9 protein-coding genes and 2 pseudogenes are annotated in these 14,471 nt (G+C 48.4%); all 11 read right to left on the reverse strand.

From position 1 onward, the window contains the following. Positions 1 to 246 precede the first annotated feature (246 nt). Positions 247 to 3,618: an ImcF-related family protein gene (locus tag OOJ59_RS10510; protein WP_160955520.1), complete on the reverse strand. Its 3,372-nt coding sequence runs from the start codon at positions 3,616 to 3,618 to the stop codon at positions 247 to 249. Then, positions 3,611 to 4,819 (reverse strand): hypothetical protein, encoded by a 1,209-nt coding sequence (locus OOJ59_RS10515; protein ID WP_087857295.1) that lies wholly within the window; start codon positions 4,817 to 4,819, stop codon positions 3,611 to 3,613. Before OOJ59_RS10515 ends, OOJ59_RS10510 begins: the two co-directional genes overlap by 8 nt. Before the next feature lie 2 nt (positions 4,820 to 4,821). After that, a complete protein-coding gene (locus OOJ59_RS10520) occupies positions 4,822 to 5,085 on the reverse strand; it encodes a PAAR domain-containing protein (protein ID WP_032418592.1) in 264 nt (87 codons plus the stop codon). A gap of 1 nt (position 5,086) precedes the next feature. After that, positions 5,087 to 5,752, reverse strand: coding sequence for a hypothetical protein (locus OOJ59_RS10525; protein WP_087857294.1), 666 nt, complete (start codon positions 5,750 to 5,752; stop codon positions 5,087 to 5,089). A gap of 572 nt (positions 5,753 to 6,324) precedes the next feature. Next, positions 6,325 to 7,125: a hypothetical protein gene (locus tag OOJ59_RS10530; RefSeq protein WP_160955521.1), complete on the reverse strand. Its 801-nt coding sequence runs from the start codon at positions 7,123 to 7,125 to the stop codon at positions 6,325 to 6,327. Between the two features lie 102 nt (positions 7,126 to 7,227). Continuing rightward, complete coding sequence (locus OOJ59_RS10535) at positions 7,228 to 8,022, reverse strand: hypothetical protein (protein WP_160955522.1); 795 nt, start codon at positions 8,020 to 8,022, stop codon at positions 7,228 to 7,230. A 2-nt stretch (positions 8,023 to 8,024) separates the two neighbouring features. Continuing rightward, positions 8,025 to 10,967, reverse strand: a complete 2,943-nt coding sequence (locus OOJ59_RS10540; RefSeq protein ID WP_160956328.1) for an N-acetylglucosaminidase — start codon at positions 10,965 to 10,967, stop codon at positions 8,025 to 8,027. A gap of 12 nt (positions 10,968 to 10,979) precedes the next feature. Beyond that, positions 10,980 to 11,462 (reverse strand): DUF3828 domain-containing protein, encoded by a 483-nt coding sequence (locus OOJ59_RS10545; protein WP_160956327.1) that lies wholly within the window; start codon positions 11,460 to 11,462, stop codon positions 10,980 to 10,982. A gap of 30 nt (positions 11,463 to 11,492) precedes the next feature. After that, the gene (locus tag OOJ59_RS10550; protein ID WP_160956326.1) at positions 11,493 to 13,850 is read right to left on the reverse strand and encodes a type VI secretion system Vgr family protein; all 2,358 of its coding nucleotides are present in this window, start codon (positions 13,848 to 13,850) and stop codon (positions 11,493 to 11,495) included. Between the two features lie 110 nt (positions 13,851 to 13,960). Continuing rightward, positions 13,961 to 14,134 (reverse strand): annotated as a pseudogene (locus OOJ59_RS10555) (Clp protease N-terminal domain-containing protein); the annotation flags it as partial. Positions 14,135 to 14,297: 163 nt separating this feature from the next. Beyond that, a pseudogene (locus OOJ59_RS10560) lies at positions 14,298 to 14,432 on the reverse strand (type VI secretion system tube protein Hcp); the annotation flags it as partial. Positions 14,433 to 14,471: the final 39 nt, after the last annotated feature.

The raw sequence follows: 14,471 nt of genomic DNA on the forward strand, positions 1-14,471 counted from the left end.
GCACCATGGCACGGGTCGGGCGGTTCAGTTAACGCGAGATACTCTATCCTCATCGGAGTGTGCTTCCGGGAAAGCGGATCCTGAGCGAGCGTCATATAAACGATATGCGGTGGGAAACGTTACATAATCATGGGACAAAGGAATCCTTCCTTTGGCGCGAGATTATGCTTCAGCCAGTCACAGAGCCATGCCTGCCACTGCCGAAAGGTCATAAACTACCACGGGGATAAGTTTGCCCGCCCATCGTTACTGGCGCTCTTCTGCACCAGCGGCGACACTGAAGATAGTATCGGGCAGCGTGAATCCCTGTAGCTTCAGTAATGCAAGAGGGCCATTGCCGAGCTCGCTGCGCATCACAAACTTCAGAGGATTGCCATCGGCAGTGATCCACACCAGTTGTGTACGGCTGGCATCGAGAGGTGTGATCCGGGCTTTGTTCAACAGGCGAATGAAGCCCCAGTTACCCTGATTACTGGCGTAGAGTTGCATGCCACTGTTTACACTACGCCAGCTGAGCGAGACACCTGGATAGTAAGTATTCCCCGGCCAGATAAAACTCTGCCAACTTTCCATCTGATTGAAGTAATCCAGATGCTGCTCATCGAGGGTCAGTTGCACCCTGGCAACATCCCGTGAAGGACGCGCCATCAGTTCGAAGTTAACACCGGCATCGCCCTGAGAAAACACGATATCAGACAGCTCAGCCAACTGATTAATCGCCCGGAGAAAATCCGGACTGATAACCATCCCCTGACTTGCGGAAGGGTCAATGACCCAGCGATTCCCCTCCTGGTGGAGGATCCCGCCAAGATTCGTTTTCAGAAAGGCAGTGATTCGACCCGAGCCGCTACGCAGGAACTGAGCCAGTAATGGCAGGGAGGCATCGCTGCCAGTGGCTTTAAACGGGTACCGTCCCGCAAAGGCCTTATTCCACTGATCGACAATGGTTGCCTGCCAACGGGCATTGAGGCTACCCGCAGCCGGGACAAGTACCTGCCGCCAGGCCAGATCAAGCGGTTGTACAAACAACGACTGACCAAATCCATTCCACTCCTGCCCCAGACTCGCCGCAACCAGACTGCCGTAGTCGCGGGTATCGGTCAGATCGATGGCTTTGCCCTGGAATATGGTCTGAGCCAGCATCTGAGACATGGCCTGCGGATCCGGGGCGCTGGTGACCTGCTGAAGCTTGAGCCGCACCTGAGTTACGCGGGCCAGCCAGGACTGGAAACTGAGATTACCGTTTCTACCGGTACCTTCTTTACCTTCCATCACCCCCATAAGTGGCCCAAACACCCCATCGAGCGGTCCTTTAGGACCCTGAGCTTGCTCTATAAACTGTTTTGCTTTTTTTTTCTGACCGATCAGCTTCTTCGCTGAGTCCACTATCGAGTCGGCAAGTAGCTCCCCCTTCTGCCCCGTTTTCCCCTGGAAGTTTAGCGTGTTCATCAGGGCAACCAGCGGGGACTGACGGACATCACCAATGAGACTGAGCTGGGCAATCGCCTCAGACAGTGACGCAGCTTCCTGCCACTGAATGCTGTTGACCATTTTCAGCCAGGCATTACCAAAATCGGTAAAGTAGCGTTCAGTCAGGCGGGCCTTCAATGCCTCCGGGGAGATATCACTCCCTGTCTGATGTGTCTTCTCCGTCAGCACCCAGTCAATTTCATCGCGGCGGGCTTTGACGACTTCGTTAATCGCATCCTGTACCTGCTCTTCCCAGGCCTGACGCGTAAACATTCCCGGGACGACTTCGTCAGTGCGGAATACCGTTGAGGCATCAGTATCGCCGGTCATATCGGCAAGCGTTAAATCAGGCCAGTTGCTGGCCACACGCTTAAGCATCTCCTGATATAACCCGGACTCAGCGTTCCGCTGGCCTATTTGCTTGAGCAGGATCTGACGGACCGTGCTGATTAGTTCAGCATCAGGCTTAATTTTCCATTCCGGGTGTGCCGGGAGGTTCTGCGCATAGAAGCTCAGCAGTTTCGGGGCCAGCGCCTGCCACGTGCCATCCGGCACATTCTGGCGTTTCGGTAAGGCTTTCAGCACGTTTTTTGCCAGCCATTCTGCGTCCGCTTTGTCCGGACGAGCCATCATCAGATAACTTTTGAGCACGTCGTAGGTATACTGTGTACCCTGTGTACGGGCATCACTGGCAGGAGGAAGTTGCACAAAGGCATTCAACTGCTGCCTGAGACTATCTGCTGTGGCATCCCTCATCAGCTGTGCGTTATTTTTCGCATACAGCGGCCAGAGTGCGGCCAGCGTGTCGCCGTCCTGGTTAAGACCAAATCGTGTGTACCATGGAGCGCCGGTCGCCTCACGATGTTGCAGACGGGCAATGGCTTGCTGTAGTACGAGCTGGTTGTGCAGGCGTACAGCCAGTGGTTTTGCGGTATCTGCTGCCTGCCTCGCGGTTTCCTGCGCCTGATAAATTTGGGTACGGTTAACGATCAGGGACAGCAGTGTACCGGCCCCCCACAGAACAATCAGGGAAAGCAGAATTAACCGCAGTATCTTCAGCCAGTCGAAGCCCAGCTTCCTGCCGCTGACGGCATCACAGTCATCAATGATGGCTTTCCAGGTCGGTGTGTCGAGGCGTGTGTTTGGTATCGTTCCGGCAACAGCCAGTTCTGGGCTGAACATAACACCGCGTAAACGCCAGGCCGCGGATCCCTGCATTAGCCCGCTGAGCAAAACAGCCAGACTGTCTTTCAGCTCCTGCCGTAGTCGGAGGGACAACTGAAGCAGACCGAAATCAGCCGGATTATTCAGTATCTTTGCCATACCCACTTTTTGCAGGTGTAGCGCCAGTGTAGAAAACCCTTCACCCGCGCTTTTTACGGTGCATTCCGGCCCGAAGATAACCCCTGTCGCCGCCGTTTCCTCGCCCTGCTGAGCACCGGTAGCGTTGTCAGTCAGCCACAGCCAGACAGGCGCCTGCCAGCCAAGCTGATGGTCGGCTTTCTGGCGGCAACGCAAGAAGGCATCCCGTTCACTATCCGTAGGGAGGGCTGAGGTACTTATTACCTGAATGATGCCATCAATCGGTTGCCTGGATCGCAGGCGCTTCAGTTTTGAAAGGAAGATCTCATCCGGAAGTGACTGCGCGTCACCACCATAAATCAGCACGTTGCCGTCGCCTTCCTGCCATAGGTCATGACACAGGCCCGGGGCCGCTTTTTGGACGTCGTCCGGATTACCCATCACCAGCAGGAGTCGCACCTTATGTTGCCAGCGACGTCCATAGCGAAACCGCAGATGCTCAGACACCGCTTCTTCGCTGAAGACAGGTTCTTCGTCGTCGTCTTCGCTGGCAATGGCATTCATCACCGGAGAGACACACTCCGCTTTTTTCTGCCCCCACTGGAAATACAACCCGGATTTACCCGCGTGGTCGAAAGCCTTCTCAGTCAGCCAGCCGAGTAAAAACAACGCAGCAACCAGTATGGCGCATAATGTGAGTATGCGTTGGCGGTCATAGAGTCCGAAGCCGGTGGCCGAAGCCACGCGTTCCGGAAAGGCATAAAACAGAAATGCCACGATGACCGTCAGAAAAAAGGCGACAGTTACAACAGAACCAATGAGAGTTTTTACTTTTACCTTAGACATTCCTGGGCGATTCCTTGCGAACTTCTTCTTTGGTGATGACGGCGATCCAGATGTCATCTTTGTCAGCGGCGGGTTGTGCGGCGATAACCTGCACCCCTCGTTGTTCAAAGACTGCATCGGCGAGCGTGATAGCAATCCATGGAGCCGCATGGCCGGAGTAACCCAGCACAGGGTCGATACTGAAGTTGTCTTCTGAAAGGCTAAATTCAACTCCGCTCTCTTCGCAGGCATTATTCCAGCTGCTGCCTTTCGTCAACGTGGGGCCGGAGATCCAGCTTCCTTTAAGTTCGTCGGGCCTGGTATTTGCCCAGAGCAGCGCCCGGGTGAGTGACTTTGTGAGCGTTGTTTCTGCTCCCTTTTCGGGGCGATGAAGGCGGAGCGCATCCGGCCAGGCGTGAGTTTTGCGGTTGCTCAATACCACCATCGAGACGGCATCAGCGTCTTCTTCCCGGGGAGAAGGCGGTAAGGACAGCGTGATAGCAACCAGAATGCCCGGGTTGTCCCATCGCTTGTCCAGCCAGACATCAAACGCACCCAGACCTTTTCCAGCCAGCAGGCGAAATATCCTACCTGTTTTGAGTAAGAGCTCGGCTTTTAGCTGCTCTTCAACCAGGGGATACAGGTCACTGTCACAGTCCAGCATCAGCCAGTATGGCAGCTCTGAAGGAAGTGGCTGAACGATTACATCTACACGCGTGGTCAGCTTGGTAACCGCTGCCGTCAGCGCTTTCGATAAATCCGTCTGATATTCTGTTAATGCCGCGTATCTGACCGGTTTGTCGCATCCTCTTGGGTGTGAGAAATCGATAGCGGGAGCAGCGACCTTCATTACCTCCAGCAGGTCGCCGGTTTTGTTTCCGGCCGGACTCTGAATATATGTGCCGAGGATCCAGGCGCAGCGCTGACCGCGCAGAATTTCGCTGTCGATGAGTGCTTCCCGCGCGGCATTGCGTGATTCAGCACCAACCTGTTCTGCTTTATAGGCAAACCGGCGTAAACCGAAAATAAGCCCCCAGGTGCAAAATGGAAGAGCCAGAGCGGTGAACCAGAAGACAAAGCCGCTTCGCTCTGACGTCCAGCACCATAGCGTGAGTGCTATGCCCGCCAGCATGACAAACGCGAGAAAAAGCAGCCAACGGCCGGTGCTGGGACGCGCTATCTTAGGAGCCTTTTCAGGGATGGCATCCAGCCAGACGGGCATAATCAGGCAACCTTTGCTGCGGCAAATGAACTAATCAATGTGCAACCACAGGCACATTTGTGGCCGTGAAAGGCAACCGGGATACCATGATCAAGGTAATCAGGGTTTCCTTCTACGATGGTTGTAGGGCCATGTCCCGGAACCGGGCAGGACACTTTGTCGCCTTTGCGGGCAACGCCGATACCGCCAAATTTCATCGTTTCTGAGGCGGTCAGTACTGAACCACCGTGGGTAGTTTTATCGCCTTTACGGATAATCTGGAGCATTTTATTCCTCTCCAGGGATAGGTATCCCCATGTTAATTGATGCTACTTTGTTAGCTTTTAGTGTGAAATCCAGATACATATCACCTAGCGTGTAACTGATTTTTTCAGGTGTTATTTGTGCCTGATTCGCAGTATAGGCTTTAAACACTTTATCAGCAGGGTCGCCAACTTTTATTCCGCGTAGCGTAGAATACGCTGGCGTTTCTATGTTAATTGCCGAGATTATATAATCATCATCAATTGTATATTGTCTCTTATCATAATTGGCATTTGAGGAAACCAAACTTATATCTTTATAATTATGCATTGTGTATTTATATAACCCTCCGACACCATTAGGGAAGTCTCCTATATAAGAAGAACCTGTTTCGTCTTCATCTATGCCAGAAAGTTTATTGCTATAGAAAGAACCAATCCCAATCCATTTCTTATTTTTTATGACGATAAAGTCAATAATATTAATTTGAGTGCTATTATGAAGTGTGGTGGTTGGATTGAATTCTTTTAGTTCTGATTGGGGAATCCAGCCGAATACATCTTTTCCCGAAGTTGTCACATACTGTGCCAAAATGAAATCCGCATATTTTTTGAGGGCATATACATTGTCACCTTTAATAATAAAAGTGCTTTCTTTTGGGCAGTTTCGGTCAGGCGCATTATAGAGCATAACCTTTGTCTTAACCGCTGTTGCGAATGCATTGCTTGGTGTTTTGAGCCCTCCGCTAAAAGCCTGAGTCGCCGCTAAATCAGAAACTAATTCACAATGATTTTTATAGGGTGATTGCTTTTTATGTCGATGTGTTTTAGTTGTGATTTGTCAAGCCATCCAGTGACTGACCATGACTCATTTTTTGCATAAGAAGCAGAAACATAGCCGTTGTATTCTGTATGCCCGGATATAATATCTCCTGGCACCAAGAAAAGGTCTTTTATTTTGCAGGTTTATTCGGGGAGCTAAAGAAATGAAGCCGCTTTGTGGATATCACTTCAAAAGAATTGTTATCCGGATTAATGTAAGTTTGCGATGCTTCAGATTCTCTTCCATAATTTCCGCAAACGTCGTTCGCAAATGCAACACTGGAATATAAATAAATTGAGATTAGGAAGATAAACTTCAGAATTATGCATTCCTTCATTAAAAGTCCTTTTATCGCTTTGAAGTATGTATTTTTATTAAGGCTCTACCTTGAACCAAGTATGAATCATCCATGTCTATGTATGCTGAATCAGCAATAACTGCTATGGTTTTTTCGGGTAGTTTTCAAACGAAATAGACTGTACAATATTCGATGAATCAAGGCAGAAGCTTAGCTTCATATCAAAGTACTGATAAAATCTGCAACCGTCCTCAGTATCCTTATGACTACTCATTCCATATTTTGAAGTTACCATATTCCAGCTGTCGCCGACTTTAATGCCTCGTGTGGTTTTGTATTTATTATCAATAAATGTGATCGCTGACACATATGTATCATCAAAACCTAATCTTTTCGCTATTATCTCATTGGCCTGAGATATTGTCACAATTTCGTTTTTAATTGTTAAAGTCCAGGATTCGAACCCATTATTAAAACTGTGATTGTCGGGATCAGGAAATTTTATACCAGACTCTTTAGCCCACTTATTTAATTCAGGTGTGGCCTTTCCTAAAAGAACGGTTTTTTGGCCATTTTCTGTCCATGCAAAATCATCGTAGGTTAACTCATTATTCTGTTCATCACCAGGGGCAATTTCTTCGTTCTTTACCCATCCATCAACGACTGCGCCATTTTTATTAACAAAGTTTACGAAACTATATTCTTTGTTTTCTCTATACTTAAGCACTTTATCATTATTGATGATGAATATGCTCGTCTTACAATCGCTATTGGGTAAAGAATAAAAATAAACTCCTCCCTTTGATGTAGCTTCTTTGGGTACTGGTTCTTGAGAGGGATTGTAAGAATAATAACTATTGTCTGCTTTGCAATTAGTTGAAGCGATTGAATTCCCTGCAAATAGCAACAATGACAAAAACAAATTTAAATTGAGATGCTTCATTATTTGGTCCCTTTAAAACTGGATCATCAAAAATCAGTTCATTGTCGAAATAATGGTAGTCATCGCAAAGCCCTCCAGATACAGACTCATTTCTCAGAACCATTATTTAGGTGGGACATCAGACATTTCTATCATGCTAACTGAATCGTCTTTTTTGCAAAAAGTTAATTTCATCCAAAAGTAAGGGTAAGATAAACATGATTGTCCGTCAACAATCCCCTTGCCTTTGCCATATTTATCTAACATATCATTCCAACTGCTGCCAATTGAGATACCACGATATGTTTCGAACCCCGCGCCAGATATGTTAAAGATAGCTAAATAGGTCTCGCTATCATTATCGATCCTACCTTCTATGGACTTATCAACTTCGTTAAGTCCGACATATCCTCCATCGAATGATACTGTCCAGTTGTTTTCATCAATTCCAGCCAATGATGGGTCAGACAATTCCAGTCTGCTTTTCTGTGCCCAGCTATTAATTTTTTTAGATGAGAAACCTAATAAAATAGGCGATTTGCTTTTATAGGTTACTAGAAAATCATTTATATTTATAACATCTTGTGTGTTATTTTGAGGTGCTACTGTACTCACGCCATTTGAATGAACCCACCCGCTTGTTATTTTATTTTTGTCACTTAAATAACTTACATATGTGAAGTTTTGACTTTCATGATATGCAAGCAAATGATCACTATTCACAACAAACAAATCTTTAATTTTGCAGTCTTCTTCTGGAGCAGAATAGAAATACAAGCGATTCTGTGTGTTTACAATCATTTCTTTTGGAGGTGAATTTATTAAGATATTTTTAGATGCTAAATTGTCAAGGCAAGCTCCGTGTGCGCCTGTGATCATTGAACATGTTAAAATAAAAAATGGTAGGTAGGTTTTCACAATCACTCCTTGTATCTAGGGATATCAAACACTATATCGGAAGATATTGCCGAAAGGTCATGGCCACAAATTTTTCGGATGTTTTTAGATATTTCATTTGCCCAGTTGACAGACGATGCGTATTCATGACTGGCTGGGGCTTCAGGATTCCATTTCATCTTGTAAAGAGTGTTTTGGAATTTATGTTTTGTACTGTTAACAAAATTTGCAGATATATATTGAGCACCACCATCAATGGCAAGTTCAGGGGTAAACCATCCTTTATAGTAAGCTGTGCCGAGTCCGCCCAATGTAGCATTGTTGTCAACGGCCCCAATCCCGTACATATTGTATACTTTCCTCTCGCCTTGATTTTTATAATTGAACGTTCGTCCTCCCCCCATTCCTCTTGGACTACCGTTTCCTGTTTCAACTACCGCGTGAGCAGCGAGATAACATTCATTTATATCGTATTTCTTAGCCGCTTCGATAAATATCTTCTCTTGGCCAGATAGTGTTCCTTTACCACTTAAAAAAGCCTTTAATTGTTCCTCTGGAACTCCCATGTAGCCTTTGATCACCAAGAACTGAAATATACCACCCCCCTCTTTATCTTCATATTTCTCTGGGTTGATATATTCCCCCACAACACGTTCTCTTGACGCGGGTGATATTGGGTCATTTCCATACATATTTAACACTGTCAGTTGCTTCTTCAACGTTTCTTGTAGTGTAAGTTTATAATCAGTATATATGTATCTAATTTTGTTATTGAGCTTCATCATCCCCAAAAACATTATTGGATGCATATGCCATAATGAAGGCCCGAGCTTCTCAGTGGACAAATCCTGCATCCATACCATTTGATCAAGAAAATCTTCGCTGTATTTCTTCCACTCCGGAGCGTCTTTTTTCAGCGGATTCAGGAATGGTTGCCAGATAGCATCGTCTTTTTTGAAGTACCAGTCGCTGGGATGTTTTACAATAGTTTTCTGAATGACGTCACGATAATCAGGGTTGTGAAGTGCTCTCCAGTATTCCATTGGCGAATAGCGTTCACTTCCGCTGTCAATTTTATCCAGCAGGCGTTGATAATTATGCTTAACCAAGGCATGACTGGTTCGCGTATCATCGGTCGCAGCCTCATAGAGCGAGTTGATAAGGCTGCGGAAGAATCCAACAGGCTGGTTTTTTCCATCCAGGTAATCAAAACTGGTAGGCTCTGAGGTTTCAGTTCTAAAACCTAGCTTCGCCAGATCATACTGTGACAGAAGTTGAGGCTCCGCCTGTCCTTTGGGCACATAGGCATTTTCCGGCCGCAGCTGCCAGTATTCTTGCTTTGTTGAGTTATCAGTTTCTGTTGTGACCTGACTCAACGGTAGAATTCCTGTCCGCGTTGTTGACGTCGCCCCCTTTGCGAAAGTGCCCTTCGCAACATCTTTTGTGAAAAGAGCAAGACCAGGAGAATACTTCAACCAGAGCGGGTTTTTCTCCCCCACTTTTTCTGGGTTGGTCAGGAAGTTCTCCAGATTATCATCCATGCTCGTGCATTCGATATGTACCTGGTATCGTGCCTCATAACCACCGTCTTTTGGTGCCTGATAGTAGCCCATGTGGCCAATCGGGTCACCGGCCTTAATAGCAAATGGAGAACTGAGACTCACTGTTTTATCGAATACCATGACTTCCTTTGCGGGAGGAAGCAAATGCCGCCACCAGCCTGGAGCGGCCCCCGGCGCTGGCTTAATATTGTTGTTATCCACAACAACCCAATAGCGATGACCAGGTGTGAGGGTACTGCTGGTTTCTTCTGGTAATCCTTTTAGTATCACAAGGCCATATTTTCGCTTGTTATTTCCTGTGGCATTAAGATTGCTGTCTGCTGGGTCCCACTCCACTCTTGCCCCTTTAGGCATGTGCCCGGCAATTTGTGGTGAAGTTGTATCTGAAGTCAGTTTCGCCGTCAGCCAGTCCATTTCAGAATATGCTCTTAGAGTATCCTGAATGAGCCACTGATTTTCTGCTTCAGCTTCATAAGCTGAATACGGCGCAAGATGCATATACAGGGTGTAGAAATGCAGCCCGCTGGATTCTTTATCACCCGGTTGAATGTAGTGTTTTACCAGCACAAATGAGCCGGAAAAACTCAGTGGGCCGGATTCCCAAGCAAGCGTCAGATAGTCCTTGCAGATCCGATAAGCAACTACTTCGCCGTCAGCCATGCAACGTACAGCCTGCTCGCCTTTGAAAGCAACCGGGAAATCGAATGCCTCCAAAGGTGCCTTGCCACTGAGAGCACACCACGGTGTCGTGGTATGTGTTATATGAATACCGCCATGCCACATCCCACTACGGCCAATTGCGTATTGTCCGGTTGACTCCCCACCCAGATGCGAAAGGATATCTTCCTGACTACGAAATTCAGTTCCACGGTTGTTAGAGGGGATAGGCCAAACGATATTTATTTTCCCCTTAGTAGAGGCTGTACTTTTATTTACAGCCGTTGCACCAGCATAGCGATAAAGTTTATATGCAACACTATTTTCCCTGTACGCTGGGGCAGGATAGAATCCACGGTCCTGCACAAAGTCAGATACCCATTTGGCTCCATCGAACATGGTCATATGGCCATCGGTATGCTTTCCCACGGCCTGAATGATTGCAACATCACCGGCTTGTTGTCCTGAGATGGAATAAACGCCACCACTAATTACCGTTGTTACACCTTCAACAGGTCTAAAATTATTTTCAACCAACCAAGGCCCGTAATCTTTTGCTGAGTTAATTCCGGAATTTTTTGCCGAAAGCCCACCAGAAATCAATGCCACTTTTACATAATGCGCACATCTGGACTTTCCATATCTCAGTTTTTTATCTTTGCCGCTATCAAAACTCTTTTTGTTTATAGCAGCAATAAACGCCGCATTTGATTTTAATGTGCTCAGAGCAGTGTTTTGATTGAACATTGTCTCTCTCCGTTAGCTCTTGTTGCAATGGCCTGTTTTTCTGGATATGAACTTCACCGAATTCATTAGCCATTTGTCATTCTTGAGAACAAGGCCGATATCATATTTTGATTCACTATCAGCATGTCCAAGCGTTAACTCAGCTGCAACCTTATTACTGCTCACGGAAGATATTTTAACCTCGATTTCATTAACCCAGTCAGGACATATTTCCTGAGCGTTGATAAAATAATCAGCCCCAGTATCATTGTCACTGTTAAGTTGCTGAAGGTGTTGCGTCGTATAGCTATCAATTGCCTTCTGACTTTTCTCTGCACCACTCTCCACATCAGGGTCGTTCCACGCGGTGAGATAGTCAGAGTAAAACTTTTTAACAACGAATTCTGGACTTTTCGCATCGAGTGTCGGGCTGTTATTTTCTCCAAAACTGAAGTTTAAAAATATTGCGAAAACAAAAGTTAACAGAAGCAATAAATTTTTAAGCGTTGATTTCATAGTCTATGTTCCCTGTTCACTATTTTTGTATCAGTCATTGAATGACTTACTGCTGATCTTATTTTCCTGGATAATATCCGTCAGGCTGAAATTTGGGGTTTCATTTGGAAGATTCGCGCCAGTACCCGGTACCATATAATTCGACGTCTTCATAATGAACTCACCTGATGAACCGTGCTCAATGCCGTTCTTACTCAGCCTCAGGTAAGACCCGCCACCGTTAAGCGTCAGCGTTTCCGGCGTGCTGATAATTATTTCATCTTCACTACTGGTCACCGTCAGCTGCTTTTCAGAAAACAGGGCCATCGTGTTGTGCTGCGCCTGAATCTCGATGTCTCCCTGGTTGGCAACCAACTTCGCCCCGTCTTTATGCACAAACAGACCGAGGGCTTTTTCAACGCTCACGGACAAATTTTTCATCGCACCGATATCAAGATGCTGGCCTGCATTGATCATGGTATTGCCGATGCTGCTGAGCTGAAGGTGTTCACCTGAGGCCATTGCCACCCCCTGCGGAGCGCTACCCAGCAGGACCGCTGACTGGAGGTCCCTGATTTTGTCGGTCACAAAATTAATCTGGGTGTTGATGTCACAGACCAGGGCTCCGGCGGCTTCGGCGGCGCTGTTCAGGGCCTGCATCTGGCTGTTGGCCTGGTGAATCTGGTTAATGGCAGGGGTCATTTCCAGCACCGGGCCCTGCGCTTTGGCCTGGGCATCCGCCGTCAGGAACAGCCCTTTTGCCGCACGTACTGCGCCATGTTCATCCGTTCGCAGTTCAAAACCGGCGCCGCGCTTTTCTCGCTGGCTGTTGACCAGGTGCCCCAGGTTCAGCTGCGTTTTGCCATATTCCGTCGCAAGCTTGATATGCTCTTCCTGGCGCTTATCTTCCATCCGCAGCTTATTGTTCGCCGGCGTGCGCCACACGTTCCGCGTATGATTATCGCTGGTGACATGATCCGGATGATCTGAGTCATGCAGGGCATAAGCGATGTAGGGACGATCCGGGTCTCCGCCGTCAAATACGACAGCCACTTCCGTTCCGTCGAGAAGCGGTGAGTGGAATCCGTATGTATCACCGGCATAGGGTTTCGCCAGCCGCAGCCACAAATACGCATAGCCCTGTTCGGTATTGTTGCGGTCAAAGTCCAGTTTCACCCGGTAGCGGCCCTGTGCGTCGAGCCAGGAGTACGTATCACCTTTCTGTGTGCTTTCCACCCGGGCCGGAAGCGAGCCGGATATTACCGGGCGACTGAGCAGTGCCGGACGCCAGCAGACGGTTTCGCTGTATGGGATACCCTCAAACGTCAGCGTAAAGCTGCTTTTGCGTGAACCGCTGGTGCATACTGTGGTGATGACGATGCCTTCCCTGACAGCATCGGGTAACGTGCCGTCCGTTTCCAGTACCTGACCCGGAACCAGATGGGGGCTGGAGGAATGCCCGCTGACGCGGGACTGCGCGTTCAGAATACGTTCATGACGCAGGCGGGCGAAGTATGCCCCGGTCTCAGTGCTTTCAGCGTCATCGGCTGTCAGGAAAGGTTCCGCATAATGGTATGTTTCCCCGGTGGTGATCCCTTCCTTGCTGAAAATGCTTTCGGCACTGTCCTGAGGTTTCAGCGCTTCACGGTAGTTGTAGTCCCGGGTGGCCACACTCCCGCTCACCACCTTATATGCGGTCTGAATATCCCAGATGCTCTCCTGCCCGCTGTCGCTCATCCCGGCCTGGTTGCGCAATGGCAGGGTGACACCAAATTCATACTGCTGCTGGCTGTCCTGAAAAATCACCACGTCCTGCTCAAGACGGCTGTCCATTTCATAGCGCCAGTAAATGCCCACCTCCGCCAGCAGGCGCTGGATAAATTCCAGGTCAGTTTCCCGCCACTGGGTGATGAGCTCCCGGGAGGGATATTCGCGGGAGAGCCGGAACTCAAAATCATGCCCTTCCAGACCGTGTTTACGCAGTACCTGTTCGACCACCTCAATCACTGATTGACTGAGGTAGATTTCGCTCCCTTTCGTATACTCCAGTAGGGCGATACGGGGAACGATCGTCAGCGCATAGTGGGTCTCATCATTCGAGGTGGACACGCGGCGAAAGGATTCCACCACGCCAAACACCGTCCTGACCGGCAGCGCCGGTGTTCCGTCAAACACCGGGGTCTGGAAAGTAAATGACGCGGGTTTCAGCAGTAACGCGCCGCAGGCAATATCCACAGAGGAGCTGGTGACCGCCACGTCATACCGCCATGGCTGACTGAGGGATTCCACCGCGCTGTAGTGCAGAACATCCAGAAATTCGCTGCATTCATGCACCTCAACCCGGTACCGCGACTGCCCTAAAAGCTGCGGTACCACGCTACTTGCCTTGTTGATCAGGGAACTGCTCATGACGGATCTCCTTCTGCCCGTTCATCAAACGCCAGCACAATGCCCTTTTCGTCATCCCAGGTCAGTTGTAATGAGGAGGGCTTTTGTTTTGCCGCTATATGGCTTAACAACTGTTGACTCAGAACCGGCAGGTCACCTTCCCCCTGATCCAGCAACTTTAACAACCAGTGCTCAGGCGTGATTTCTGCATGCGCACGGATCTGACATAAAGAAGCCGCCCCCTCCAGTGCTCTGGCGCAATAAGGGTTAAGTCGTCGTAGCAGGACTGCTGAATAATGTTCCATGTCGTTCCCTCTTGTTCAGGCACGCTACCGCCCTTGACCGTCAACCGATGCCCATAAGGTTCATGCCGATAAATTGTGTGACGGCTCTGCAAAGCGTCCACCTGACAGGCACTGTGCAGAGCAATACAAAACGGCGGACAGAAGGGATATGTCCGCCAGGGGCTTACGCCGTGGTACGTTCGTTCCAGGAATCGGAATGAATGATGTTGCCGTCTTTGTAGGTCCAGGAGATTTTTTCGTAGCACAGCTCGATCTGCTCAAGGTGGTTATGCTTCTCAAAAGAAGGCTCCTTGATGTCAGCGCCGCCATCGTCTTTCAGCCGCAGAAAATCCGGGAT

The organism is Citrobacter sp. W9 (assembly GCF_026719375.1).
GTDB classification, from domain to species: domain Bacteria; phylum Pseudomonadota; class Gammaproteobacteria; order Enterobacterales; family Enterobacteriaceae; genus Citrobacter; species Citrobacter werkmanii.